23 protein-coding genes are annotated in these 24,722 nt (G+C 68.4%); 13 read left to right on the top strand and 10 right to left on the bottom strand.

Annotated elements, in window-relative coordinates; translation table 11 throughout:
- From DIE21_RS01520 to DIE21_RS01495, 6 genes are all read right to left on the bottom strand, one after another.
- Positions 1-1,140 (bottom strand): enoyl-CoA hydratase/isomerase family protein, encoded by a 1,140-nt coding sequence (locus DIE21_RS01520; protein ID WP_124495346.1) that lies wholly within the window; start codon positions 1,138-1,140, stop codon positions 1-3.
- A complete protein-coding gene (locus tag DIE21_RS01515; RefSeq protein WP_124495344.1) occupies positions 1,137-1,928 on the bottom strand; it encodes an enoyl-CoA hydratase in 792 nt (263 codons plus the stop codon). Before DIE21_RS01515 ends, DIE21_RS01520 begins: the two co-directional genes overlap by 4 nt.
- Positions 1,925-2,827, bottom strand: coding sequence for a 3-hydroxyisobutyrate dehydrogenase (gene mmsB, locus DIE21_RS01510; RefSeq protein WP_124495342.1), 903 nt, complete (start codon positions 2,825-2,827; stop codon positions 1,925-1,927). Before mmsB ends, DIE21_RS01515 begins: the two co-directional genes overlap by 4 nt.
- An 18-nt stretch (positions 2,828-2,845) precedes the next feature.
- A complete protein-coding gene (locus DIE21_RS01505; RefSeq protein ID WP_124495340.1) occupies positions 2,846-4,375 on the bottom strand; it encodes a CoA-acylating methylmalonate-semialdehyde dehydrogenase in 1,530 nt (509 codons plus the stop codon).
- Between the two features lie 109 nt (positions 4,376-4,484).
- Entirely contained in the window at positions 4,485-6,191 is a 1,707-nt protein-coding gene (locus DIE21_RS01500) for an AMP-binding protein (protein WP_124495338.1), read from the bottom strand.
- A gap of 195 nt (positions 6,192-6,386) precedes the next feature.
- Positions 6,387-7,520, bottom strand: a complete 1,134-nt coding sequence (locus DIE21_RS01495; protein WP_124495336.1) for an acyl-CoA dehydrogenase family protein — start codon at positions 7,518-7,520, stop codon at positions 6,387-6,389.
- 137 nt (positions 7,521-7,657) lie between these two features.
- Here DIE21_RS01495 and DIE21_RS01490 point away from each other — a divergent pair, with 137 nt between their 5' ends.
- The 3 genes from DIE21_RS01490 (at position 7,658) to DIE21_RS01480 (ending at position 11,140) form a co-directional block, all read left to right on the top strand.
- A complete protein-coding gene (locus DIE21_RS01490) occupies positions 7,658-8,692 on the top strand; it encodes an AraC family transcriptional regulator (protein WP_124495334.1) in 1,035 nt (344 codons plus the stop codon).
- Between the two features lie 121 nt (positions 8,693-8,813).
- On the top strand, positions 8,814-10,370 hold the full coding sequence (locus DIE21_RS01485) for a nodulation protein NfeD (RefSeq protein ID WP_124495332.1): 1,557 nt from the start codon (positions 8,814-8,816) through the stop codon (positions 10,368-10,370).
- Complete coding sequence (locus DIE21_RS01480) at positions 10,367-11,140, top strand: slipin family protein (protein WP_124495330.1); 774 nt, start codon at positions 10,367-10,369, stop codon at positions 11,138-11,140. The genes DIE21_RS01485 and DIE21_RS01480 overlap by 4 nt, the downstream gene beginning before the upstream one ends.
- 81 nt (positions 11,141-11,221) lie before the next feature.
- Here DIE21_RS01480 and DIE21_RS01475 read toward each other — a convergent pair whose 3' ends face one another.
- A complete protein-coding gene (locus tag DIE21_RS01475; RefSeq protein WP_124495328.1) occupies positions 11,222-12,499 on the bottom strand; it encodes a haloacid dehalogenase-like hydrolase in 1,278 nt (425 codons plus the stop codon).
- A gap of 613 nt (positions 12,500-13,112) precedes the next feature.
- Between DIE21_RS01475 and DIE21_RS01470 the strand changes: the two genes are divergently transcribed.
- The 5 genes from DIE21_RS01470 (at position 13,113) to DIE21_RS01450 (ending at position 17,809) form a co-directional block, all read left to right on the top strand.
- On the top strand, positions 13,113-14,009 hold the full coding sequence (locus DIE21_RS01470; protein ID WP_124495326.1) for a M24 family metallopeptidase: 897 nt from the start codon (positions 13,113-13,115) through the stop codon (positions 14,007-14,009).
- A gap of 57 nt (positions 14,010-14,066) precedes the next feature.
- Entirely contained in the window at positions 14,067-15,854 is a 1,788-nt protein-coding gene (locus tag DIE21_RS01465) for an SDR family oxidoreductase (RefSeq protein WP_124495324.1), read from the top strand.
- Between the two features lie 34 nt (positions 15,855-15,888).
- Positions 15,889-16,794, top strand: a complete 906-nt coding sequence (locus DIE21_RS01460) for a metal-dependent hydrolase (RefSeq protein WP_124495322.1) — start codon at positions 15,889-15,891, stop codon at positions 16,792-16,794.
- 101 nt (positions 16,795-16,895) lie between these two features.
- Positions 16,896-17,183, top strand: coding sequence for a hypothetical protein (locus tag DIE21_RS01455; protein ID WP_124495320.1), 288 nt, complete (start codon positions 16,896-16,898; stop codon positions 17,181-17,183).
- 251 nt (positions 17,184-17,434) lie between these two features.
- Positions 17,435-17,809: a DUF2917 domain-containing protein gene (locus DIE21_RS01450; protein ID WP_124495318.1), complete on the top strand. Its 375-nt coding sequence runs from the start codon at positions 17,435-17,437 to the stop codon at positions 17,807-17,809.
- A 172-nt stretch (positions 17,810-17,981) separates the two neighbouring features.
- On the opposite strand, the gene DIE21_RS01445 is transcribed toward DIE21_RS01450, so the two are convergent.
- Positions 17,982-18,260 carry a hypothetical protein gene (locus DIE21_RS01445; RefSeq protein WP_124495316.1) on the bottom strand — a complete coding sequence of 93 codons (279 nt, stop codon included), beginning with the start codon at positions 18,258-18,260 and terminating at the stop codon, positions 17,982-17,984.
- Between the two features lie 762 nt (positions 18,261-19,022).
- On the opposite strand from DIE21_RS01445, the gene DIE21_RS01430 reads away from it, so the two are divergent.
- Complete coding sequence (locus DIE21_RS01430; protein ID WP_124495312.1) at positions 19,023-20,324, top strand: NCS2 family permease; 1,302 nt, start codon at positions 19,023-19,025, stop codon at positions 20,322-20,324.
- Positions 20,325-20,623: 299 nt separating this feature from the next.
- On the opposite strand, the gene DIE21_RS01425 is transcribed toward DIE21_RS01430, so the two are convergent.
- On the bottom strand, positions 20,624-20,911 hold the full coding sequence (locus DIE21_RS01425; protein WP_014898618.1) for a DUF1488 domain-containing protein: 288 nt from the start codon (positions 20,909-20,911) through the stop codon (positions 20,624-20,626).
- 27 nt (positions 20,912-20,938) lie between these two features.
- Here DIE21_RS01425 and DIE21_RS01420 point away from each other — a divergent pair, with 27 nt between their 5' ends.
- Positions 20,939-21,157 carry a hypothetical protein gene (locus DIE21_RS01420; RefSeq protein ID WP_124495310.1) on the top strand — a complete coding sequence of 73 codons (219 nt, stop codon included), beginning with the start codon at positions 20,939-20,941 and terminating at the stop codon, positions 21,155-21,157.
- Here DIE21_RS01420 and DIE21_RS37595 read toward each other — a convergent pair.
- Positions 21,151-21,426 (bottom strand): DUF2964 family protein, encoded by a 276-nt coding sequence (locus DIE21_RS37595; RefSeq protein WP_311767427.1) that lies wholly within the window; start codon positions 21,424-21,426, stop codon positions 21,151-21,153. The two genes, DIE21_RS01420 and DIE21_RS37595, sit on opposite strands and share 7 nt — an antisense overlap.
- A 390-nt stretch (positions 21,427-21,816) precedes the next feature.
- Here DIE21_RS37595 and DIE21_RS01405 point away from each other — a divergent pair, with 390 nt between their 5' ends.
- From DIE21_RS01405 to DIE21_RS01395, 3 genes are all read left to right on the top strand, one after another.
- On the top strand, positions 21,817-23,709 hold the full coding sequence (locus tag DIE21_RS01405; protein WP_124495304.1) for a sigma-54-dependent Fis family transcriptional regulator: 1,893 nt from the start codon (positions 21,817-21,819) through the stop codon (positions 23,707-23,709).
- 88 nt (positions 23,710-23,797) lie between these two features.
- Positions 23,798-24,100 carry a 2Fe-2S iron-sulfur cluster-binding protein gene (locus DIE21_RS01400; RefSeq protein ID WP_124495302.1) on the top strand — a complete coding sequence of 101 codons (303 nt, stop codon included), beginning with the start codon at positions 23,798-23,800 and terminating at the stop codon, positions 24,098-24,100.
- 56 nt (positions 24,101-24,156) lie between these two features.
- Positions 24,157-24,651: an SRPBCC family protein gene (locus tag DIE21_RS01395; RefSeq protein ID WP_124495300.1), complete on the top strand. Its 495-nt coding sequence runs from the start codon at positions 24,157-24,159 to the stop codon at positions 24,649-24,651.
- The last annotated feature ends 71 nt before the right edge of the window (positions 24,652-24,722 follow it).

The following is a 24,722-nucleotide window of genomic DNA, read 5'->3' as shown; positions in this document are numbered from 1 at the left end:
TCAAGCCGCGCCGAGATCGGCGAGCGGATGCGCGAACAGCTTCCACGGCGACGTCAGGAAATGCCGCACGCGCTCGGCGCGCAGCTCGACGAGCGACGCCGGCGCCCAGCGCGGCTTGCGATCCTTGTCGACGAGATGCGCGCGCACGCCTTCGCGGAAGTCGCCTTCCTCGATCGCGCGCGCCACGATGCCGAGCTCCATCCGGAACGACTCGGCCAGCGTCATCTGGCGGCCGCGCAGCAGCGCTTCGCGCGTCACGCACAGCATCGTCGGCGAATGGCCGGCAAGCGCATCGAGCGTCGCCTGCAGCCATTGACGGTGCTCGCGCGACAGCTCGTCGCGCGCGAGCTCCTGCTTGAGCGTCGCGACGATCCGCTCGACGGTCGAGCGCTTGTCGAAGTGACGGACGATCCACGCCATCTGCGTGTCGAGCGCCGCATGCGGCACGACGTTGCACGGCGGCTCGAACACCTTGCGCAGCGCGGGCAGCACGTCGCTGTCCCACTTGACGCTCTCGATGCGCGTCTCGAACGTATCGAGCCACGACGACGGCACGCACAGGTCCGCGAGCTTCGCGCTCAGTGCGTCGGCGCCGGACAGCATCGCGCCCGTCAGCCCCACGTACAGCTCGAGCTCGACCGGCATGCGCGACAGGAAATGCGTCGCGCCGACGTCGGGCACGAGGCCGATGCGCGTCTCGGGCATCGCGATCTTGCTGCGCTCGGTCGCGACGCGCAGCGCCGCGCCTTGCGCGAGCCCCATCCCGCCGCCCATCGTCACGCCGTCCATCAGCGCGACCACCGGCTTCGGGAACGTATGGATCGCGTAATCGAGCCGGTATTCGTCGACGAAGAACGGCAGCCAGGTCTCGCGCTGCGCGACCATCCTGTACAGCGCGCGCACGTCGCCACCCGCGCAGAAGCCCTTCTCGCCCGCGCCGCGCAGCACGACCGCGACGATCTGGTCGTCGGTGCGGCAACGCTCGAGGCGCGCGGCCAGCTCGCCGATCATCGGATACGACAACGCATTGAGCGCGGCCGGCCGGTTCAGCGTGATCAGCGCGACGCGGTTCACCACGCGGAACAGCACCTCCGGTGCCGGTTGCGCGAAGCTGTCATGAGTCGTGACCGGCGTGCTCATCGTTGCGCGTCTCCATCGGTGTGCCACTGCGGCGCGCGCTTGCCGAGAAACGCGGCCACGCCTTCGCGCGGATCGTTCGTGTCGAACAGGTCGACGAAGCGCTCGCGCTCGACCGCGAGCGCCGCGCCGCGCGGCACGCCGCGGCGCGCGAGGCCGATCAGTTCCTTGCTGTAGGCGACCGCATGCGGGCTCTGCCGCGCGACGTTGCGCGCGAGCGCCAGCGCCGCATCGCGGGCCGCGCCGCTTTCGACCACGTCCTCGACGAGGCCTATCCTGAGCGCGGTCGCCGCGTCAACGCGCGTGCCGGCCAGGATGATCTTCTTCGCCCAGCCTTCGCCGACGAGCCAGGGCAGCGTCTGCGTGCCGAGCCCGCACGGCAGCAGGCCGACCGACGGCTCGGGCAGCGCCATCTGCGCGTGCGTCTCGGCGATCCGCAGGTCGCACGCGAGCGCGCATTCGAGGCCGCCGCCCATCGCATAGCCGTTGATCGCCGCGATCGTCACGATGCGCGCGTCATGCAGCGCCTCGAACGCCGCGCCGAAACGCGCGGCCATCGCGCGTGCGACCGCGCGGTCGCCGTCGGCGAACGTGTTCAGGTCGGCGCCCGCGCTGAAGAACTTCGGGCCGTCGCCGGTGATCACCAGCGCACGCACGCGCGGGTTCGCATTCAGTGCCGCGACGGTTTCCTGCAGCTGCCGCAGCCCGTCGGCGGTAAAGGCGTTCGCGGGCGGACGCTTGAGCGTCGCGCACGCGATCGCGCCGTCGTCGACGTAGTCCAGTTCGATCATGAGGCGTCCTTCTTCGTGGCCGGTTGGTACAGGCGGATCACCGCCGAGAAATCGAGCTGGCCGTCGCCGCGGCTGCTCATCGCCTGGTACAGCTGCTGCGCGAGCGCGCCGAGATAGACGGGCTGGCGCGCCTGCTTCGCGGCATCGTTCGCGAGGCCGAGATCCTTCAGCATCAGGTCGGTGCCGAAGCCGCCGCTGTAGCCGCGCGACGACGGCGCGGTGTCGATCACGCCCGGATACGGGTTGTAGGTGTCCGAGCTCCAGCAGCGGCCCGTCGACGTGTTCATGATGCCGGCCAGCACCTTCGGGTCGATGCCGAGCGCGACGCCGAGCGACATCGCTTCCGACACGGCCGCCATCGAGATGCCGAGCACGAGGTTGTTGCAGACCTTCGCGACCTGCCCCATCCCCGTCGCGCCGCAGTGGACGATGTTCTTGCCCATGCCGGCGAGCACGGGCTTCACGCGCTCGAAATCGGCATCGCTGCCGCCGACCATGAAGGTCAGCGTGCCGGCCGCCGCGCCGCCGGTGCCGCCCGACACGGGCGCGTCGACGAACGCGCCGCCGTGCTCGCGCACGAGCGCGCCGAACGCCTGCGCGCTCGCCGGGTCGATCGTGCTCGAATCGATCACGGTCGCGCCGGCATCGAGGCCGGCCAGCACGCCGTTCTCGCCGGCGAGCACCGAGCGCACGTGCGGCGCGGCCGGCAGCATCGTGATCACGAACGCCGCGCCCGACGCCGCGTCGCGCGGCGATGCGGCCACCTGCGCGCCGGCGTCCTGCAGCGCGCGCAATGCATCGGCGCTCAGGTCGAACGCATGCACTTCATGGCCGGCCTTCAACAGGTTCAGCACCATCGGCGCACCCATGTGGCCCAGTCCGATAAAACCGATCTTCATGGTCGTGTCCTCCGCGGCTCAATGCAGCCGGATCGTAGTGTTCACAGGGCCGGCCGTCGTGTCGTCGTCGAACCAGCGCGCTGTGACCGTCTTGGTCTGCGTGTAGAACTGCACGACCTGCTTGCCGTACGGGCCGAGATCGCCGAGCTTCGAGCCGCGCGAACCGGTGAAGCTGAAGAACGGCACCGGCACCGGAATCGGGATGTTGATGCCGACCTGGCCGACGTCGATCTCGCTCTGGAACTTGCGTGCGGCCGCGCCGCTTTGCGTGAAGATGCCCACGCCGTTGCCCATCGGGTTCGCGTTGACGAGCGCGATCGCCTCGTCGAGCGTGTCGACTTCCATCACGACCAGCACCGGCCCGAAGATTTCATGCGTATAGACCGTCATGTCGGGCTTCACGCCCGAGAAGATCGTCGGCCCGATGAAGTTGCCTTCCTCGAAACCGGCGACCTTCACGTCACGGCCGTCGAGTTCGAGCTTCGCGCCTTCCTTGGTACCGGCGTCGATCAGCGACAGGATGCGCGCCTTCGCGCCGCGCGACACGACCGGCCCGACGTCGGTGCCCGCTTGCGAGCCCGCATTGACCTTCAGCGCCTTCGCCTTCGCGACGATGTCCGGCAGCCAGTCGCGCGCGTTGCCGACCAGCACCGCGACGGAGGTCGCCATGCAGCGCTGGCCGGCCGCGCCGAAGCCCGCGCCGACCAGCGCGTTGATCGCCTGCTCGCGGTTCGCATCGGGCAGCACCACCGCGTGGTTCTTCGCACCCATCATCGACTGCACGCGCTTGCCGTGCTGGCTGCCGAGGTTGTACACGTGCGTGCCGACCGCCGTCGAGCCGACGAACGAGATCGCTTTCACGAGCGGATGCGTGCAGATCGCGTCGACGACTTCCTTGCCGCCGTGCACGACGTTCAGCACGCCCTTCGGCACGCCGGCCTCGACCGCGAGCTCGACGAGTTCCATCGTCGACATCGGGTCCTGCTCGGACGGCTTCAGCACGAACGTGTTGCCGCACACGATCGCCATCGGGAACATCCACAGCGGAATCATCGCGGGGAAATTGAACGGCGTGATGCCCGCGCACACGCCGAGCGGCTGGCGCAGCGTGTAGGTGTCGACGCCGCCCGCGACGTTCTCCGCGAATTCGCCGAGCTGCAGCGTGCCGACCGAACATGCATGCTCGACCACCTCGAGGCCGCGGAAGATGTCGCCTTCGGCGTCGGGCAGCGTCTTGCCCTGCTCGGCCGTCAGCGTCTTCGCGATGCGCTGCTGGTTCGCGCGCACGAGATCCTGGAACTTCAGCATGATGCGCATGCGCGCGGAGACCGGCGTGTTCTTCCACGTCGCATACGCGGCGTGCGCGGCCTGCACGGCCGCGTCGACTTCCGCGACGGTCGCGAATGGCACGCGCGCAAGTACCTGCTGCGTCGCCGGGTTGACGATGTCGCGCCACTCGTTCGTGGCGGACTCGACGAAGGCGCCGTCGATCAGCAGCTTGACCGTCGGCACGTCTTGCCCCGTCTGGGGCGTCGGATTCGCATTCATCGATGTGCTCTCCTTGCAGTGGGCCGTGTAGCGTCATGCGACGCGCGGCCGGTTCAATCGGTTTTGCGGGCAGCGGCCGCTGCATGCGGCGCGCACGGCCCGCGGCAGGTCATTTCAGGTCGGCGGCGAAATCCTCTTCCCAGTATTCGCCGGGCATCCGCGTGCTCGCGTCGTCGCCGCGCTCGATCTCGCGGCGGCGCAGCTCGACGCGGCGGATCTTCCCCGAGATGGTCTTCGGCAGCTCCGCGAATTGCAGGCGACGAATGCGCTTGTACGGCGCGAGCTTCTCGCGCGAGAAGCGGAAGATCTCCAGCGCGAGTGCCGGGCTTTCCTCGTAGCCCTGGCGCAGCGTGATGAAGGTCTTCGGCACCGACAGCCGCACCGGATCCGGGCTCGGCACGACGGCCGCTTCCGCGATCGCCGGATGCTCGATCAGCACGCTTTCCAGTTCGAACGGGCTCAGCCGGTAGTCGGACGACTTGAACACGTCGTCCGCGCGGCCGATGTACACGTAGTAGCCGTCGTCGCCGCACATCGCGATGTCCGACGTGCGGTAATGGCCGTCGCGCATCGCGTGGGCCGTCGCGTCGGGATTGTTCGCATAGCCGTTCATCAGCCCGACCGGGCGCGTCACGTCAGGGCCGATCGGCAGCGCGACCTCGCCTTCGCTGACGGGCGCGCCGTCCGGGTCGAGCAGCGCGATCCGGTAGCCGGGCAGCGGCCGCCCCATCGAGCCCGCGACGACCGGCTGGCCCGGCGTATTGCCGATCAGGCAGGTCGTCTCGGTCTGGCCGTAGCCGTCGCGAATCGTGATGCCCCACGCCTTCTTCACGCGCTCGATGATCTCGGGATTCAGCGGCTCGCCCGCGCCGACGATCTCGCGCAGCTTCACGTCGAACGACGCGAGCGGCTGCTGCACGAGCATGCGCCACACGGTCGGCGGCGCGCACAGCGTGGTCACCTGGTATTTGACGAGCGCATCGAGCACGGCCTTCGGCTCGAAGCGCGCGTAGTTGAATACGAACACGCACGCCTGCGCGTTCCACGGCGCGAAGAAGCAGCTCCACGCGTGCTTCGCCCAGCCCGGCGAGCTGATGTTCCAGTGGATGTCGCCCGGCTGCAGGCCGACCCAGTACATCGTCGACAGGTGCCCGACCGGATAGGTGCGGTGCGTATGCTCGACGAGCTTCGGCTTCGACGTCGTGCCCGACGTGAAGTACAGCAGCATCGACTCGTTCGACTGCGTGACGGCGTCCGGCTCGAACGCGGCGCTCGCCGCGTAGCCGTCGTTCATCGCGAGCCAGCCCGCGCGCGGCGCGCCGGCGACGATTTTCTGCTTGAGGCCGAGATCGGCCTGTTCGAACTTCGCGGTTTCGTTCTCGTCGACGATCGCGTATTTGGCGCCGCCGATCCGCACGCGGTCGCGCACGTCGTCGGCCGACAGCTGCGTGGTCGCGGGCAGCACGATCGCGCCGAGCTTCATCGCGGCGAGCATCGCGTCCCACAGCTCGACACGGTTCGGCAGCATCAGCAGGATCCGGTCGCCGCGCACGACGCCGACGCCGCGCAGCCAGTTCGCGATCCGCGACGAGCGCTCGGACATCTGCGCGAACGAATACGGGTCGCCCGTACCGGTTGCCGCGTCGACGATCCACAGCGCGGGCGTGTCGTTGCCGCGCGCCATCGGATCGAAGTAGTCGAGCGCCCAGTTGAACGCATCGAGCACCGGCCATTCGAAATCGCGGTAGGCGGTTTCGTAGTCGGTGCGATGGCGCAGCAGAAAGTCGCGTGCGTCCAGGTATGCCTGTACCGTCATGTGTCGTCTCCGTCCAGTCTCCATGCCCAGCGGTCAACCGGCGCATGCGCTGCAGCACATGCCCGGTTCCGTGTTGCGCGGCGCACGGTCACGTCGTTGCGTGCCGCGTTTGCCGCGATACCCTCGTGCCCTGTCTGTTTGTTTGCCTGCCTGTCTATCGGTTTGCGTGGTGGCCGGTGGAGCGCGCGTCGCGACTCAAAGCTGTCGCGCGATCACCATCCGCTGCACTTCGCTGGTGCCCTCGTAGATCTGCGTGATACGCGCGTCGCGGTAATGACGCTCGACTTCGTAATCGGCGAGGTAGCCGTAGCCGCCGTGGATCTGGATCGCGTCCGAGCACACGCGCTCGGCCATCTCGGAGGCGAACAGCTTCGCCTGCGACGCTTCCGACAGGCACGGCAGCCCGGCCGTGCGCAGCTTCGCCGCGTGATGCACGAGCAGGCGCGCCGCGTTGATCTGCGTGGCCATGTCGGCGAGCTTGTGCTGGATCGCCTGGTGCTCGGCGATCGGCTTGCCGAACTGCACGCGCTCGCCCGCGTAGCGGCGCGCCTTGTCGAACGCGGCGCGTGCGATGCCGAGCGCCTGCGCGGCGATGCCGATGCGGCCGCCTTCGAGGTTCGACAGCGCGATCTTCAGCCCTTCGCCGCGATTGCCGAGCAGGTTTTCTTCCGGAATCGCGCAGTTCTCGAACGTGATCGGGCACGTGTCGGATGCGCGGATGCCCATCTTCTTCTCCGGCTTGCCGACGATGAAACCCGGCGTGTCGGTCGGCACCAGGAACGCGGAAATGCCGCGCTTGCCGGCTTCCGGGTCCGTCATGGCAAAAACGATCGCGACACCGGCGCGCTGGCCGTTGGTCACGAACTGCTTCGCGCCGTTCAGCACCCACTTGCCGTCGCGCAGCTCCGCCCGCGTGCGCAGGTTGTTCGCTTCGGAGCCGGCCTGCGGCTCGGTCAGGCAGAACGCGCCGATGATGCGGCCCGCCGCCATCTCGGCGAGCCAGCGATCCTTCTGCGCGGGCGTGCCGAAGCCGAGGATCGGCCCGCAGCCGACCGAGTTGTGCACGCTCATCAGCGTTGCGCACGCGGCGTCGCCGGCCGCGATCTCCTCCATCGCCAGCGCGTAGGCGACGTAATCCGTATACGCGCCGCCCAGTTCCTGCGGCACGATCATCCCGAGCAGGCCGAGTTCGCCGAGCTGCGCGACGACGGCGTCGGGCAGGTGCGCGTCGTGGTCCCACTGCGCGGCGTTCGGCGCCAGCACCTCGGTGGCAAACGCGCGCGCGGCGTCGCGGATCATCCGCTGGTCTTCAGTGTAAAGCTCGTCCATGGCGCTGCTGTCTCCCGCGGCCGCGTGCCGCGACCGACCTTCCGTTTCGATGCAACAAGTGTAGGCAAGCGCGCGCGACTGTTCGATGCTCGCGCCGCTCATTTACACTGAGCGTTTTTGCCATACCGGCGGCTTCGATGAAGCAGGAAGACAAGGGCACCGTCGCGATCAGCCTCGTCGCTTACAGCGTCGCGCTCGCCACCCGGCGCGGCGTCGCGGCCGAGCCGCTGCTCGCGCAGGCCGGCATCGCGCCCGCGCTGCTCGTGCAGCCGCGTGCGCGGGTGTCCGCGCAGCAATACGGCGCGTTGTGGAACGCGATCGCGCGCGCGCTCGACGACGAGTTTTTCGGGCAGGATCGCCACCCGATGCGCAGCGGCAGCTTCATCGCGATGAGCCAGGCCGCGCTGTCCGCGCAGGACGGGCTGCACGCGATGGCGCGCGCGGTGAATTTCATGCACTGCGTGCTCGACGACCTGCACGCGGAGCTCGACGCCAACCCGCAGCGCGTGCGGCTGCGCTTCGTGCACCGCAACAGCGCCGCCGCGCCCGCGATGTTTACGTATGCGACCTATTTCATCATCGTGTACGGGCTCACCTGCTGGCTGATCGGGCGGCGCATCCCGGTGCTGCACGCGAGCTTCCGCTGCGACACGCCGCCGGCCGACCACGAATACCCGTCGATGCTGTGCGACGACATGCGGTTCAACCAGCCCGATTCGTATGTCGATTTCGATCCCGAATTCGCGACGCTGCCGGTCGTGCAGAACGCGAAGACGCTGAAGACGTTCCTGCGCAACGCGCCGGCCAGCTTCATCGTCAAGTACCGCAACCCGAACGCGCTCGCGCAGCGCGTGCGCACGGTGCTGCGCGGGATGCCGCCCGCCGCGTGGCCCGGTGCGGGCGGGATGGCCGCGCGGCTGCACGTGGCCGAGGCGACGCTGCGCCGCAAGCTGCACCAGGAAGGCCATGCATACCAGTCGATCAAGGACACGCTGCGGCGCGACCTCGCGTTCGAGGCGCTGGCCGATCCGTCGCGGACCATCGCCGACGTCGCGGCCGCCACCGGTTTCGCGGAACCGAGCGCGTTCTACCGCGCGTTTCGCAAATGGAGCGGGCGCAGCCCGGCCGAGTACCGGGAAGAAGCGCTCGCGCGGGGCGGCGGCGCCGGCTGAGTGCGCGGCCGGCGGCCCCGCCTTCGCGCTTTCCGCAGAAACCGCCTAATCTTCAATCATCGGGCCAACGCCCTTTCCGCGAGCCGGACGGCGTGCGGCTGCGCGCCGCCCGGACGCCCCGATGCGCATTCATCGTCATGGGCCGCCGTCAGCCGCATCGCCCGACGGCCGCCCCCGTCACCCGCTGTCCGCGCGGGTCGCGCGCGCCGCGCTGTTTGCGGCGCTGCTCGTCGTATGCGCGGCGGTTGCCGCCCCGCCGCCCGCCGCCGCGCCCGCCGCTGCGGCGCCGGTCGTCGTGATTCCGGTCAACGGCGCGATCGGGCCGGCCAGCGCCGACTTCATCGTCCGTTCGCTCGAGCGCGCGGCGCGCGAGCACGCGCCGCTCGCGATCCTGCAGCTCGATACGCCCGGCGGGCTCGACACGTCGATGCGGCAGATCATCAGGGCGATCCTCGGCTCGCCGGTGCCGGTTGCCGCGTTCGTCGCGCCCGGCGGCGCACGGGCCGCGAGCGCGGGCACCTACATCGTCTACGCGAGCCACGTCGCCGCGATGGCGCCCGGCACCAATCTCGGTGCGGCGTCGCCGGTGCAGTTCGGCATCGGTGGTGCGCCGGGTACACCGGGTACGCCGGGCACGACGAGGCCGTCGCCGGCCGGGGCATCGGGTGCCTCCGGCGCCGCCTCGACACCCGCCGAGCTGCCGAACGACACGCAGTCGACCGAGATCCGCAAGGCGATGCAGGACGCCGCCGCCTACATCCGTGGCCTCGCGCAGTTGCGCGGACGCAATGCCGAATGGGCCGAGCGCGCGGTGCGCGAAGCCGTGAGCCTGTCGGCGAACGAGGCGCGCGCGCAGCATGTCGTCGACCTGATCGCGCAGGACCCGGCCGACCTCGCCCGCCAGCTCGACGGCCGCACCGTGACGACGACCGCCGGCACGCTGCACCTCGCGACCGCGCATGCGCCGCTCGTCGTGCTCGCGCCCGACTGGCGCAACCGCTTCCTGTCGATCATCGCCGATCCGAACGTCGCGCTGATCCTACTGACCATCGGCATCTACGGGCTGTTCTTCGAATTCGCGAACCCCGGCTTCGTGCTGCCGGGCGTCGCCGGCACCATCTGCCTGCTGATCGGGCTGTTCGCGATGCAACTGCTGCCGATCAGCTATGCGGGCCTCGCGCTCGTGCTGCTCGGTCTCGGCTGCCTGGTGGCCGAGGCGTTCCTGCCGACCTTCGGCGTGCTCGGTTTCGGCGGGATCGTCGCGTTCACGATCGGTGCGCTGATGCTGATCGACACCGACGTGCCCGGCTACGGGATTCCGTGGCCGGTGATCGCGAGCCTGGGGCTCGGCGGCGGGCTGCTCGTCGCCGGCGTGTCGAGCGTCGCGCTGCGCGCGCGGCGGCGCCCGGTCGTGACGGGCGCCGAGGCGATGGTCGGCAGCATCGGCGAAGTGCTCGACGACGGCCTCCATCCTGACCAGCCGCTTGGCGCCGCCGACGTCGCGCCGTCGGCAGGCGGCTGGGCGCTCGTGCACGGCGAGCGGTGGCGCGTCGCCAGCAGCGCACCGCTGGCCGCCGGTTGCCGCGTGCGCGTCACCGGCCGCCACGGGCTGCTGCTCACCGTCGCCCCGCTCTACGACGTGCCGGCGCAAGAACAACATCAAGGAGAACCTTCATGATCGGTTACACGTTCGGCTTCAGCAGCGTCCTGATCGTCTTTGCCGTGGTGCTCGTCGCGTCATCGATCCGCATCTTCCGCGAATACGAGCGCGGCGTCGTGTTCATGCTCGGCCGGTTCTGGAAGGTGAAGGGGCCGGGGCTCGTGCTGATCATCCCGATCGTCCAGCAGGTCGTGCGGATCGACCTGCGCACCGTCGTGTTCGACGTACCGCCGCAGGACGTGATCACGCGCGACAACGTGTCGGTGAAGGTGAATGCGGTCGTGTATTTCCGCGTCGTCGATCCGGAGAAGGCCGTGATCCAGGTCGCGCGCTTCTTCGACGCGACGAGCCAGCTCTCGCAGACGACGCTGCGCTCGGTGCTCGGCAAGCACGAGCTCGATGCGCTGCTCGCCGAGCGCGAGCAGTTGAACGCCGACATCCAGAAGACGCTCGACGCGCAGACCGACGCGTGGGGCATCAAGGTGTCGACGGTCGAGATCAAGCACGTGGACCTGAACGAGACGATGGTGCGCGCGATCGCGCGGCAGGCCGAGGCCGAGCGCGAGCGGCGCGCGAAGGTCATTCACGCGGAAGGCGAACTGCAGGCGTCGGAGAAACTGCTGCAGGCCGCGCAGCGGCTTGCGCTGCAGCCGCAGGCGATGCAGTTGCGCTATCTGCAGACGCTGACGACGATCGCGGCGGACAAGAACTCGACGATCGTGTTTCCGCTGCCGATCGATCTGCTGGGGGCGTTGCTGGAGCGGCTCGGCTCGCCGCGCGAGCGCTGAGACGCTCGTGTTCCGGCCCGCGCGGCGCGGCCATCGATCCCGATGGACGCCGGGCCGCAACGGCCCGGCGGCCGGCGCCTGTCAAGCCAGCAGCTTGCGATCGGTCTTGCCGTACTTGATCGACTTCTCGTCCGGGATCATCAGGCCCGTGTGCTCGTCGCGGCCCTGCAGCAGGAAGCGCGCGTCCGGCTTGCCGATCTGCTCGGCCGCGAGCTTGCTGTCCGCGCCGATCTCGCCCTTCTTCATCCGGTTGACGATCACGCCGGCCGCGGTGTCCTTGAAGTCGCGCAGCATCCACGCGTCGCCGTCGCTGTCGCCGAACACCAGCAGCGGGCCGTAGCCCTTCTTCGACTCGAGGACGTTGCGGATGCCCACCGTCTTGCCGGGCCCCCAGTTGAAATGCCAGCCGGCCGGATACGTGCTCGTGTACTTGCCGTCCCGCATGTCGAGGCGCAGGCCGATCACGTTCCCGGGCGGCACGCCGTAGCCGTAGTTCGGATTGCCGGCGAACACGCGCACGACGTCGTCGAGCGACGCCGTGCTCACGTACACGTCGATGCCGTTCGCGCGCAGCGTGTGCATCACCGCGCGGATTTCCTCATGAATGCGAATGCCGTGGAAATGCGTGTCGGCCACCACGCCGGCCTTGCCCGGCAGCGTCTTCGGGCTTTCGTAGCGGACCTTGCGCAGCGCGTCGCCGATGCCGTGGTTGTTCGACGCTTCCGCCATCGCCTGCAGCTCGGCGGTCGTCATGTTCTGGTAGAAGTAGATGATCCACTTGTAGCCGATCTCGAGCGGATGCGTGTCGCAGATCGCGTCGTACATGAAGTACAGCTTCGCGCGGAAATCCTTGAACTGATCGGTCTCGCGAATCTCGTCGAGGCTCTTGTCGCCGCCGAATCCCTTGTAGTTCGCGTAGAGCCAGCGATAGTCGGATTCGACGTCGGCGGCGAGGTCTTCCATCGTCACCGGCTTGCCGTCCACCGTCGTGTAGTCCTTCATGAAGGCGCCCTTCGGCACGTCCTTCCACATCACGTCGACGAATTCGCCCGGCGTCAGCTTGTACTGCAGATGATCGATCTGGTACATCAGCAGCGCCTCTTCGCAGTCGTTCATGATGCACGTGTTGTCCCAGTCGAACACCGCGTACGGGCGGCGCTTTTCGTCGTAGCGCGCGCTCGCGACGCCATGCTGGTCAAGCACGGCCTGCAGGCGCGCGGCGTTGAACGGCGACCAGCGGCCCGGATCCAGCGCATCCGGCGCGGTTGCACGCTTCGCGTTGGCCGTGCCGGCCTTGAGCATCAGCGACGTCGCAGCGGTCGCCGCGGCAAGGGTATTCATGAACAGGCGGCGTTGCATGGTCTCTCTCCGTGGGAAATGTCGAATCGGCTTCGGTCGCTACCCGCGCGGCACACCGCGCACCGGCGGCTCATCGGCGCGGCGAAGCCGGGACGGCTCCGAACCGGGGGCGAATGATGTGACGAAATTATTTCGGCAATTTGACAGCGTCGCGCCGCGATGCGACGGGGAGTTGATCCGGCGCGACATGCCGGGCCGTCACGAGGCGGCCGCACGCGCGGCCATCCGGGCCGGCGCCGGCACCGGCACCGCTCGCGACACCTTCCGGCCGGCGCCCCCGATCCCCACGCATGCACGCCGGCGTTCATCCGCCCCACCCCCTGGAAACCTAGAGTCTCCCCTCCATTTCAGCCCTTCATTAGGACAAATCCTCACCCCCGGGGGCTGGCGTGCCGCGCCGAACCGGCTATCATCGTTACATTAATCAATGGCACATTAAATGCTGGCTGAATAATTCGCGACGGGAATACCCGCGGATGCATTCCGGATCAGCGCCCCCCGCTTTGCACAGGACCGGCGTGCGCCATGCGCGGGACCGGAGTCAGTGCTGAAGCACCCACACCGGTCGACAAGCGCTGAAGCGCCAACGCCGGCCGACATTTGGAGACGCATCATGGCCGACCACCCGCTGCCGGAAGTCCACCTCGACGAGCTGCCGCAATTCCGCGCGGTCCAGCAGCTTGCCTATCGCTGCGTCGAGACCGTCGGCGCGATGCTCTACCCCGGCATCACCGAGAAGGAAGCCACGCGCCTGCTGACCGAATGGCTGCAGGACCACGGCGTGCACGACTGGCTGCACAAGCCGTTCGCGTGGTTCGGCGACCGCACCGCGTTCGAGGGCTTCTCCGGCCTCAAGCACATGGGCGGCTTCAACCTCGCGTTCTTCCCAGGCAACCGTCAGCTCGAAACCGACATGCCCGTGATCCTCGACGTCGCGCCCGTGTTGAACGGGATCGTCGCGGACGTCGGCTACGCGCACTGCCTCGGCCAGAACCCGATCCTCGAACAGCTGCAGGACGACCTGATGGACCATCGCGACATGATCGTGCGGCTCGTGAAAGCGCGCCGCCCGATGGCCGAGGTCGCGCAGGCAGTCGACGCACTATGCCGCCGCCAGGGCGTCGAGCCGCGCCACAAGGCCTATCCGTTCAAGGTGCTCGCGCATCGCGTCGCGAAGATCCACAAGCTGTCGAAGCCGCGCTTCGTCGCGCGCTTCGGGCTGAACGCGACGCGCAACCTGCTGCTCGACCAGGGCCGCGCGGCAAAGCAGCAGGGCTGGTCGCCGCTGTGGTCGATCGACCGCCGCTCCGAACATGCCCCCGTGCCGGGCCTGTGGGCCGTCGAGCCGCATCTCGGCTTTGCCGGCGTCGGCGCGAAATTCGAGGAACTGCTGGTGATCACCGACGACGACGCGTACTGGCTCGACGACGACCTGCCGCACGTGCGCCGCTGGCAGCGCCGCCAGGCCGAACGCGCGCAGGCCGTCGCGACCGTGCCGGCCGCGGCCTGACGCGCACGCGTCGCGCCTTCCTCCCGAATCCCCGAATCCCTGAACGACGGACTCACGATGCAGCCTCTTTCCGACGAAGCGCCGCTGGCCCTGTTCGAATCGGTTCACAACGAGACGGCCGTCGCCTCCGGCGACCTGACGCTCGCGGTCAGGACCTGGGGCGACCCGGCCCGCTCGCCGGTCGTGCTCGTGCACGGCTACCCCGACGACAGCAGCGTGTGGCAGCAGGTCGCGCCGCTGCTCGCGCGCAAGCACCACGTGATCGCCTACGACGTGCGCGGCGCGGGCCTGTCCGGCGTGCCGAAGCGCACGGCCGACTACCACCTCGCGAAGCTGACCGACGACTTCATCGCGGTGATCGACACGCTCTGCCCCGGCCGCGCGGTGCATCTGGTCGCGCACGACTGGGGCTCGATCCAGGGCTGGGAATTCGTCACGGATCCGCGGCTCGCCGGCCGCATCGCGTCGTACACGTCGTGCTCGGGGCCGTGCCTCGACCACGTCGGCTTCTGGCTGCGCGAACGCGTGCTGCGCCCGACGCCCGCGTCGCTGGCCAGGCTCGGCGGCCAGCTCGTGCGCTCGTGGTACGTGTACCTGTTCCACCTGCCGTTCATCCCCGAGCTCGGCTGGCGGCTGTGGCTCGGCCGCGCGTGGCCGGGCCTGCTGCGCCGGCTCGAGAAGACGCCGGCCGCACCGCGCGCGACGCAGGCCGACGACGGCGCGCGCGGCGTGCGCCTCTATCGCGCGAACTTCATCCGCTGCCTGTTCGCACCGCGCGAGCGCTACGCGCACGCACCGGTGCAGACGATCGTGCCGCTCGGCGACAAGTACGTGAGCCCGGCGCTGTCCGAGAACCTGTCGCGCTGGGTGCCGCAGTACTACCGTCGCGAAGTCGCGGCCGGCCACTGGCTGCCGCTCGCCGATCCCGCACGCTTCGCGGGCCTCGCCGAGCAGCTGATCGACGCGGTCGAATCGGGCGACGAACCGCCCGCGCTCGCGAACGCACGCCGCCGCGCGACCAGCGGCCGCTTCAGCGGCAAGGTCGCGGTCGTCACCGGCGCGGGCAGCGGCATCGGCCGCTGCGCGGCCCTCGCGTTCGCCCGCGAAGGCGCGACGGTCGTCGCGTGCGACATCGATCTCGCGAGCGCCGAGCGCACCGCGCTGCTGCTCGGGCTGACCGGCGCGCACGCACACGCGAAACGCGTGGACGTCGGGTCCGCGGACGAGATGGAGGCACTTGTGGCGTGGGTCGGCAGCGAACTCGGCGGCGCGGACGTCGTGATCAACAACGCGGGCATCGGCATGGCCGGCGGCATGCTCGACACGAGCGAGCGGCACTGGGAGCGCATCCTGCACGTGAACCTGTGGGGCGTGATCCACGGCTCGCGGCTGTTCGCACGACAGATGGCCGCGCGCGGCACCGGCGGCCACATCGTCAACACCGCGTCGGCCGCCGCGTTCGGGCCGTCGCGCGACCTGCCCGCGTACGCGACGACGAAGGCCGCCGTGCTGATGCTCAGCGAATGCATGCGCGCGGAACTCGCGGAGCAAGGCATCGGCGTGACGGCCGTGTGCCCGGGTTTCGCGGAAACCGGAATCATGGCGTCGACGCAATACGCGGGCGCCAACGCACAGGACGAGGCACGGCTGCGCAAGCGCGCGACGAAGCTGTACCAGATGCGCGGCCTGAAGCCCGAGACCGTCGCGCAGGCGATGGTCGACGGCGTGCTGCGCAACCGGCCGGTCGTGGCGGTCGGCACCGAGGCGCACGCGCTGCGCTTCGTCGGCCGCTTCATGCCGTGGCTCGGCCGGATGCTCGCCCGCATCAGCATGGCATCGCATTGACGGCGCACGCCGCCACACAGGAACGGAGACACCGATGACCGCTACCGCCGACTATCACAAGATCAAGGCCCGGCACGTGAAGTTCGACTTCAGCGACACGCCGATCACCTGGGTGCCGGACGACCCGGGCAGCACGCACATCATCAACACGCTGAACCTGCTGTTCCCGGAAGGCGAGCTGTGGTTCTGCCGCGTGTACAACAAGGCGCTGCCGCACATCACCGATGCGCGCCTGCGCGACGAGGCCGAAGGCTTCCTGCGCCAGGAAGCCGTGCATTCGCGCTCGCACGGCGGCGTGCTCAAGCATTACTACGACCGGCACGGGATCGACACGAAGCCGTTCACGCGGAAGCTGAACTGGCTGTTCACGCGCGTGCTCGGCGAAGCGCCGTTCGGGCTGAAGATCGGCCACACGCGCTTCTGGCTGCGGCAGCAGCTCGCGGTGATCGCATCGCTCGAACATTTCTTCGGCTATCTCGGCAACTGGGTGCTCAACGCGCACGGGCTCGACGCAAGCCGCGCCGACCCGACGATGGTCGACCTGCTGCGCTGGCACGGCGCGGAGGAAGTCGAGCACCGGACCGTCGCCTTCGACATCTACAACCACATGGGCGGCAGCTACCCGGAGCGCTGCGTGCACATGGCGTTCGTGATCGTGCTGCTGCTCTACTTCATCACGAGCGGCGCGCGGTTCATGTACCGGCGCGACCCGGCCGCCGGCCGCTATCCGGGTTTCGTTCTGTCGTGGTGGAAGGGTGCGCGGCGCGGCCACCTGCCGTCGTTCTGGAAGGTGATCGGCGCGGCGCTGCGCTACTTCAAGCCGGGCTATACGCCGCACCATGAAGGCTCGACCGAGCAGGCGCTTGCGTATCTGGCGCGCTCGCCGGCCGCGCAAGCCGCCGCGCACGGCGGCAACTGGGGCACGACGAAGGGCGCGTGACGGGGTTCGCAAGCGGGTTCGCAAGCAGGTTCGCGACGGTTTCGGCGGGGACGCCCGCCGAAATGCGTACAATCGCGGCTTCATTTCCCGGAGGTGCCGCGATGGCCATGAAGAAAACCGATCTAGAAAAGAACAAGGCGCTCAAGCTGACGCACGCGATGAAGCAGTCGAGCTCCGCGCGCTTCGGCAAGGGCGCCGAGGAAGCGGAGAAGCTCGATCGCCGCGCGCAGCGCAAGCTCGACCAGGAACAGGGCCTCGTGCCGTTCGCGTGCAAGCTCAACGCCGAACTCGTCGAACAGCTGAAGGCGCGCGCCGCCACCCATCCGAACGGGATGACGGGCCTGCTGTCCGAACTGCTCGTGAACGGCCTCGCGCAGCGCGACGCGTAATCGCCGTCTGTCTCGAAAATAGTCGTTGACAACGCCGTACGACATCGACAAACTCGTTCGCATGCCTACGTTCAAGCTCATCGCCATCGCGAATCATTGCCCGGTGAACATTCGAAAGAATGGATCACGGGAGGCGCTTGTGCGTTAGCATCCGAGCAGTACCGCATGTCACACAAGGCCTCACCGGAAACGGATGAGGCCTTTTTGTTCTGGTGCGCGTCATCCGTCCGGCTCAACGAATGGAGAAGACGATGGACCAGGCAAGCCCGTTGTTCGACCGTCCCGATTCGCGCCGCGCCGGCGCGATCGCGTTACCGACCGTCGTGATCCGTTTCGCGGTTGCGCCGCGCACGACATTGACCTGGCGCGCGCCGAGCGATGCGGAAATTCGTGCGCACGGCGCGCCGCTGTGGATCACGCGCCCGCCGAGCATCGACGATTACTGGGTGCAACCCGGCGACGTGCTGCGCATCGCGCGCGGCGATCGCATCTGGCTCGGCTCCGATGACGACCGGGCGGCCGAAGCGTCGATCACGACGGCGTACGTGCGGCGCGGCGACCGACTGAGACGCACGCTCGCGCGCATGCGACGTTTGCTCGCCGGACGATGGCGAAGACGGGATTGACGATGCGCTCTCACGCGCGCAACGGGACACCGGAACGCGCGGAATCACCGCATCCGGAAACGGACGCACCCGCGGCGCAACGCGCCGCAGGTGCGCATCGAATGACGCGGCACGCGCGTGCGTGCCGCGTGCGATCGCGCGCCGTGCGCAACCGTCACATGCATCGCATGCATCAGGTGCTGGCGGCGAGACGCGGGCCCGTGCTGCGGGGAGTGGAATCAAGGTCGGGGCGTTGCGTCGCCTGCGAGGTCACCCACGGGTCGATGCCCTGCTTCTGCACCTCCTCGAGAAATGACACCCGTGTGCGCCAGTAATCCGCTTGTAATTTCGCATCGATGACGCGCTGTTCGGCTGTGAACAGTTCCATGCGCGCCGTCACGAGCATCGACGCAGCGGTTTTTTCCGGCGTGGGGGCGTGCCGCATCGCCCAACGGCTGATCCAGTTCAACATGCTGACCTCCGTGATTACGGACGAACCCGCGTCGGGCAATCGCAACCGGTCGCGCCTGCCCGAACGCGCAACGACCGTCACCGCACTTCACCGCCTGGCCTGCACGGACTGCGACTCCCCCGCGTCGGCAACTACCGGCCGGCGTGTGTGCGCGGTGTATCCATCCTAGAAAGAGTTGCCGGTTAACGCGATGACGTCTTGCAATCTTTTACACAGAAACCACAGTCGGGCCCGCATCGCGAAATGACAGTTGCGGACGGGACGGCTTCGGCGCAGGATAGCCCGATATCTGCAACCGCCTGGACTGACGAATGGCCGCTGCACGCCGTCGCGCACCCGCGCCGGTCATGCGCGCGTTCGCGCACGCGCCGCGACCGCCCTGCATTCGTCCAGCTTGCGGGCAGGCCATTGCAGTCGCATGTCATCGTGTTGCGGCCGCGCGCTGCGCGTCCGGCACGCCGTTGCGCCCGCATCGGCCGGCACGGCCCGCCCGCCATCGAATCGTTTCCATCGTTTCCGCCCGCCCGCTTCGCGCGAACCGGTAAAATGCGCGCCTTCCTCGCGCGGCCGGCCTGTCCGACCGTTCGCGCGAACGCGGCCGATCGTGCCCCGCAACTATATCGTCCGAGCTATCCGCGCTATTACAATCCGCCGATAGCGTGGCAATAGTGGCTGGTTACAGTAGCCCGGCCGCGTGCTGCCTTTACAACAATTCGGCACAAACAACAAGCAACACGACAACCCGACCGGAGAAACGCCTATATGGAATCCATCAAGCGGTATTTCGGCTTCGCTGAAGCCGGCACCGACTTCCGCACCGAAATACTCGCGGGTGTCACCACGTTCCTGACGATGGCCTACATCATCTTCGTCAACCCCGCGATCCTCGGCGACGCCGGCATGCCGAAGGAATCCGTGTTCGTCGCGACCTGCCTCGTCGCGGCGCTGGCGTCGATCATCATGGGGCTGTACGCGAACTACCCGATCGCCTGCGCGCCCGGCATGGGCCTGAACGCATATTTCGCGTACACGGTCGTCAAGGGGATGGGTTTCACGTGGCAGGCCGCGCTCGGCGCGGTGTTCATCTCCGGCTGCCTGTTCCTGCTCGTCACGCTGTTCCGCGTGCGCGAAGCGATCGTCAACGGCATTCCGAAATCGCTGCGCATCTCGATCACCGCCGGCATCGGCCTGTTCCTCGGCATCATCTCGCTGAAGACGTCGGGCGTGATCGTCGGCAGCCCGGCCACGCTCGTCACGCTCGGCGACCTGCACAAGCACGACACGATCCTCGCGATCATCGGTTTCTTCACGATCGTCACGCTCGACCACCTGCGCGTGCGCGGTGCGATCCTGATCGGCATCATCGGCGTCACGATCCTGTCGTTCTTCTTCGGCGACAACCAGTTCCACGGCGTGTTCTCCGCGCCGCCGTCGATCGATGCGACGCTGTTCAAGCTCGACATCGGCGCCGCGCTGTCGACCGGCATCATCAACGTGATCCTCGTGTTCTTCCTCGTCGAGCTGTTCGATGCGACCGGCACGCTGATGGGCGTCGCGAACCGCGCGGGCCTGCTCGTCGAAGGCAAGATGCACCGCCTGAACAAGGCGCTGCTCGCCGACAGCACCGCGATCGTCGCGGGCTCGGTGCTCGGCACGTCGTCGACCACCGCGTATATCGAAAGCGCGTCGGGCGTGCAGGCCGGCGGCCGCACGGGCGTGACGGCGATCACCGTCGCGGTGCTGTTCCTCGCGTGCCTGTTCATCGCGCCGCTCGCCGGCGTCGTGCCGGGCTACGCAACGGCACCGGCGCTGCTGTACGTGTCGTGCCTGATGCTGCGCGAGATGGTCGACGTGCCGTGGGACGACGCGACCGAAGCCGTGCCGGCCGCGCTGACCGCGCTGCTGATGCCGTTCACGTACTCGATCGCGAACGGCGTCGCGTTCGGCTTCATCGCGTACGGCGGCCTGAAGCTGCTGACGGGCCAGGCCCGCTCGGTCAAGCCGATCGTGTGGATCATCGCGGCCGTGTTCCTGTTCCGCTTCTTCTATCTCGGCAGCGAGTGATGCGTGCGCCTCGGTGCGATGCACGGTGAAACAACGCCACCTTCGGGTGGCGTTGTTGTTTCCGGGTGCGGCGCACGCCATGCGGCGATCGTGCACAACGGAAACGATACGTGATCCGAAGCGATCGATCGTCTTGCGGGATTGGGGCGATGGTCGGCGAGATCGGGGACAGCCGGATACGAACACGCACGAACGTCCTGGACGTGACGCGCGTACCCGCCGCTCGATGCGTCAGGCACACCGATACGACACGGGCGCCGGTATGCGGCGCCCGCTCCGTCGCCGCCCGGTCGTCCGGCTCAGCGCCAGTTCGCCTCGTAGAAGCGCACGTAGCCGCTGCGCAGCGTCACGCACTGCGCGCGCGTCTCGGACAACAGCCGCCGCGCGGCCGCCTCGATGCGCTCGCGGTGCTGATCGTACGCACCGACCATGTCCTCGAAGCGCGGCGATGCCGCACCGAAATGGTCCTCCAGCGCCTCGGCGGTGATCTGACATTGGACGCGCTCGCCATTGACCAGCGCCGTGAATCCAAGCATCAGGTCGCGCCCCGAATATTCGGGCTTCTCATTCGTGAAATGGATCTGCATGGGAGCCGCCTGTCCGGTAGAAAACACATGACCGCGTTCGTCGTCCGCTACCGGCCGGACGAATATGTACGCGGGCTCGCCGGCAGAGGCACGACCACGGGGTATGGCGCGGACAATGCATGCCGGTTGCATTCCACTTTAGACGGTTTCGCGCAGGAGGCAAAATTTGCGATGTGCGTCGTTCCGACGCGCATTTCCTCAGACCAGCACGACATCCGGCACCGTTTGCCGAATGGGCATCAATGAGGATCGGTGGGCCAGATGTTCAGCGAGATCGCGGCGGTCGTGGCGCCCACCGCGATCGCGGCCGCACCGTATTGCACCGCGTCGATCAGGTCGAACAGCAGACCGTGGATCGCCACGGCGATGCCGCCCAGCATGATGAAGGTGGCGATGGCCGCCAGCACGACTCTCAGTTCCGTCCGAACCATGATGCGTCTCCCGAACGGATGCATGTCACGTCGCATGCATGTTGCGATGCGGAACACGGCGCGTGCGTGTTCCATTTCCATCATTGCAGGCGGGTGCTTAAAAGCAAGCGGTTTTTGTACGCGGTCGCGCAACGCGCGCCGCGCTTGTATGATGAGGCGATATCGATCGCGGCGGCCCGGGCGGCGGATGGTGCGGTGCAAGGCGTCAAGGTGGAGCGACCGCGAAGCATGGCGTTCCAGTTGGCGCTGAAGCGCTAACTGGGGCCGACCGCGAAGCATGGGGCCTCAGTAAGCGCTAAAGCGCTAACTGGACCGACCGCGAAGCATGGGGCCCCAGTAAGCGCTGAAGCGCTAACTGGACCGACCGCGAAGCATGGGGCCTCAGTAAGCGCTAAAGCGCTAACTGGACCGACCGCGAAGCATGGGGCCTCAGTAAGCGCTAAAGCGCTAACTGAGGCCGACAGGAGACAAGACATGCCTCAATCTTTCGTGCTGCCCGCCACCGCGGGCCGCAACGACCTGCTCGCGCAGGCGCATGCCCGTTCAACCGCGGTCGGCCTGCGCGCAAACGAGCGCCCCGATTTCTCGCCGCTGTCGCGACTCGCGCTGCGCGAACTGCTCGACACGAACCACGCATTGTTCGCGCACGCGCGCCCCGTGATGGAGAACCTCCACTCGCAGATCGCCGACACGCAAAGCCTCGTGCTGCTCACCGACGCCGACGGCGTGATCCTGCACAGCATCGGCGACGCGGACTTCATCGAGAAAGCCAACCGCGTCGCACTGTGCACCGGCGTGTCGTGGGCCGAAGGCGCACGCGGCACCAACGCGATCGGCACCGCGCTCGCCTCGGGCCAGGCAGTCGCCGTGCATGGGCCCGAACACTTCCTGCGCGCGAACCATATCCTCACCTGCTCGTGCGCGCCGATCATCGACCCGTTCGGCCGCACGCTCGGCACGCTCGACGTGAGCGGCGATCCGCGCGGCTTCAGCCCCCATACGCTCGCGCTCGTGCGGATGTCCGCGCAGCTGATCGAAAACCACCTGTTCGCGAACCAGTGCGCGGAAGCGCTGCGGCTGCGCTTCCACGCTCACGAGGATTGCGTCGACTCGCTGTTCGCCGGACTCGTCGCGTTCGGCCCCGACGGCGGGCTGATCGCCGCGAACCGCAGCGCGCAATTCCAGCTCGGCGCAACGTTCGATGCATTGCAGCATCAAGGCTGCGATGCGCTGTTCGGGATGCACTTCGGCCAGCTCGCCCAGCAGGCGGCCCGCGCGCCCGGCGCACCGTTCCGCCTCACGCTGTCGACCGGCGTGCGCGTGCTCGCGCGCTGCGAATTCGCGGAAGCACACAAGACGACCGTCGCCGTCACGCCGCCCGCGCCCGCCGTGCGCGTGCGGGCGCCGGACCCCGACGCAATCACGTTCGCGACACTCGACACCGGCGATGCGCGAATGGCCGCCGTGCTCGAACGCGTCGCGAAGATCCGCGGACGCGACCTGCCGTTGCTGATCCTCGGCCAGACGGGCACCGGCAAGGAATGGCTCGCGCGTGCGCTGCACCAGGCTTCGCCACGCGCGGACGGCCCGTTCGTCGCGGTCAACTGCGCGGCACTGCCGGATTCGCTGATCGAGGCCGAACTGTTCGGCTATGAGGACGGCGCCTTCACTGGCGCCCGCAAGCGCGGCAGCCCCGGCAAGATCGCGCAGGCCGACGGCGGCACGCTGTTTCTCGACGAAATCGGCGACATGCCGCTCGCGCAGCAGGTCAGGCTGATGCGCGTGCTGCAGGAGCGCGCGGTGATGCCGCTCGGCGGCGCACGCGCGGTGCCGGTCGACGTGCGCGTGGTCTGCGCGACCCACCGCGACCTGCGCGCGATGATCGCGGAAGGCACGTTCCGCGAAGACCTGTTCTACCGGATCAACGGACTCGCGGTCACGCTGCCGGCGCTCTCCGCGCGCACCGACCTGCCCGCGCTGGTCGAGCGGATCCTCGCGCGGCTCGCGCGCAGCGAACCGATGCCGAGCCGCCTCGCGGCCGACGTGCTCGACGCGTTCATGCGGCACCGCTGGCCCGGCAACCTGCGGCAAATGACCAACGTGCTGCGTACGGCCGGCATGCTCGCCGAGGACGAACCCGAAATCACGCTCGCGCACCTGCCCGACGATTTCTGGCTCGACTGCGACCACGCGCCCGCGGCGCAAGCCGCCGCAGCGGCCGACACGCGCGAAGCGACGACGCTGCAGAGCCACCAGGCCGCGGTGATCGACGCGGTGCTCGCGCGGCACGGCGGCAACGTATCGGCCGCCGCGCGTGAGCTCGGACTCGCGCGCAATACCGTGTACCGCTACCTGCGGCGACACTGACGTCCGGGCCGGCCGCATGCGGCTTCGGGTATGCTTGGCGCTCGCCTTGCCGCCGCTTCGCCGCCCGTTTCGCCGCCCGCTTCGACCCATGACCGATCCCGACCACCCGCCTCTCGTGCGCATCGAGCCGCTCGGCGCGACGTTCGACGCCCCCGATTCGCTGACGCTGCTCGAAGCCGCCGCGTTCGCGCACGTCAGGCTGCCGCGCTCGTGCCGCAACGGCACGTGCCGCAGCTGCCTGTGCAGGATCGTCAGCGGAAGCGTACGCTATACGATCGAATGGCCGGGACTGAGCCGCGACGAAAAGGCCGACGGCTATACGCTGCCGTGCGTGGCCGTCGCGACCTCCGATGTCGTGCTCGACGTGCCCGACGCGGAGATGATCGACTGATCGCGGCGCGCGGCCGCGCGCCGTCCCGCAACGATGATGCCTGCGTGGAGAACGTGATGACCCAGCCAATCGATCCCATCGAGAAACAAGCCGTGCTCGCCGCGCCGCTGGCGCGCGTGTGGGAAGCCGTCAGCAATGCCGGGGAGTTCGGCACCTGGTTCGGCGTGACGTTCGACGGGCCGTTCGTGGCCGGCCGGCCGCTGTTCGGCCGCATCACGCCGACGCGCGTCGACGACGACGTCGCCAAGGCACAGGAGCCGTATGCGGGCGCCGTGTTCGAAATCGTCGTCGATCGCGTCGAGCCGAAGCAACTGTTCTCCTTTCGCTGGCACCCGTTCGCGATCGATCCGAACGTCGATTACGCGTCCGAGCCGATGACGCTCGTCACCTTCACGCTCGCGGAAACCGACGGCGGCACGCTGCTGACGGTCACCGAAACGGGTTTCGACCAACTGATCGAGGCGCGCCGTGCGAAGGCGCGCGAGATGAACGATCAGGGCTGGGCCGCGCAGATGATGCTGATCACGAAATATCTGGCGAAGCACGCGTAAGCGCGCCGCGCGTCACTCCCGGTATCCGCGTGCCCGCATGCCCTCGCTGCGGGCGCGTGGCATAATCCGCA

Source organism: Burkholderia sp. Bp9140, assembly GCF_003853425.1.
Lineage (GTDB): Bacteria > Pseudomonadota > Gammaproteobacteria > Burkholderiales > Burkholderiaceae > Burkholderia.
This window is presented reverse-complemented; position numbering and strand designations above follow the sequence as displayed.

Bases quoted from the DNA above. Each gene is read 5' to 3' on its own strand.
- DIE21_RS01520 (WP_124495346.1), bottom strand. From the start codon at position 1,140: ATGAGCACGCCGGTCACGACTCATGACAGCTTCGCGCAACCGGCACCG.
- DIE21_RS01515 (WP_124495344.1), bottom strand. From the start codon at position 1,928: ATGATCGAACTGGACTACGTCGACGACGGCGCGATCGCGTGCGCGACG.
- mmsB (WP_124495342.1), bottom strand. From the start codon at position 2,827: ATGAAGATCGGTTTTATCGGACTGGGCCACATGGGTGCGCCGATGGTG.
- DIE21_RS01505 (WP_124495340.1), bottom strand. From the start codon at position 4,375: ATGAATGCGAATCCGACGCCCCAGACGGGGCAAGACGTGCCGACGGTC.
- DIE21_RS01500 (WP_124495338.1), bottom strand. From the start codon at position 6,191: ATGACGGTACAGGCATACCTGGACGCACGCGACTTTCTGCTGCGCCAT.
- DIE21_RS01495 (WP_124495336.1), bottom strand. From the start codon at position 7,520: ATGGACGAGCTTTACACTGAAGACCAGCGGATGATCCGCGACGCCGCG.
- DIE21_RS01490 (WP_124495334.1), top strand. From the start codon at position 7,658: ATGAAGCAGGAAGACAAGGGCACCGTCGCGATCAGCCTCGTCGCTTAC.
- DIE21_RS01485 (WP_124495332.1), top strand. From the start codon at position 8,814: ATGCGCATTCATCGTCATGGGCCGCCGTCAGCCGCATCGCCCGACGGC.
- DIE21_RS01480 (WP_124495330.1), top strand. From the start codon at position 10,367: ATGATCGGTTACACGTTCGGCTTCAGCAGCGTCCTGATCGTCTTTGCC.
- DIE21_RS01475 (WP_124495328.1), bottom strand. From the start codon at position 12,499: ATGCAACGCCGCCTGTTCATGAATACCCTTGCCGCGGCGACCGCTGCG.
- DIE21_RS01470 (WP_124495326.1), top strand. From the start codon at position 13,113: ATGGCCGACCACCCGCTGCCGGAAGTCCACCTCGACGAGCTGCCGCAA.
- DIE21_RS01465 (WP_124495324.1), top strand. From the start codon at position 14,067: ATGCAGCCTCTTTCCGACGAAGCGCCGCTGGCCCTGTTCGAATCGGTT.
- DIE21_RS01460 (WP_124495322.1), top strand. From the start codon at position 15,889: ATGACCGCTACCGCCGACTATCACAAGATCAAGGCCCGGCACGTGAAG.
- DIE21_RS01455 (WP_124495320.1), top strand. From the start codon at position 16,896: ATGGCCATGAAGAAAACCGATCTAGAAAAGAACAAGGCGCTCAAGCTG.
- DIE21_RS01450 (WP_124495318.1), top strand. From the start codon at position 17,435: ATGGACCAGGCAAGCCCGTTGTTCGACCGTCCCGATTCGCGCCGCGCC.
- DIE21_RS01445 (WP_124495316.1), bottom strand. From the start codon at position 18,260: ATGTTGAACTGGATCAGCCGTTGGGCGATGCGGCACGCCCCCACGCCG.
- DIE21_RS01430 (WP_124495312.1), top strand. From the start codon at position 19,023: ATGGAATCCATCAAGCGGTATTTCGGCTTCGCTGAAGCCGGCACCGAC.
- DIE21_RS01425 (WP_014898618.1), bottom strand. From the start codon at position 20,911: ATGCAGATCCATTTCACGAATGAGAAGCCCGAATATTCGGGGCGCGAC.
- DIE21_RS01420 (WP_124495310.1), top strand. From the start codon at position 20,939: ATGACCGCGTTCGTCGTCCGCTACCGGCCGGACGAATATGTACGCGGG.
- DIE21_RS37595 (WP_311767427.1), bottom strand. From the start codon at position 21,426: ATGATGGAAATGGAACACGCACGCGCCGTGTTCCGCATCGCAACATGC.
- DIE21_RS01405 (WP_124495304.1), top strand. From the start codon at position 21,817: ATGCCTCAATCTTTCGTGCTGCCCGCCACCGCGGGCCGCAACGACCTG.
- DIE21_RS01400 (WP_124495302.1), top strand. From the start codon at position 23,798: ATGACCGATCCCGACCACCCGCCTCTCGTGCGCATCGAGCCGCTCGGC.
- DIE21_RS01395 (WP_124495300.1), top strand. From the start codon at position 24,157: ATGACCCAGCCAATCGATCCCATCGAGAAACAAGCCGTGCTCGCCGCG.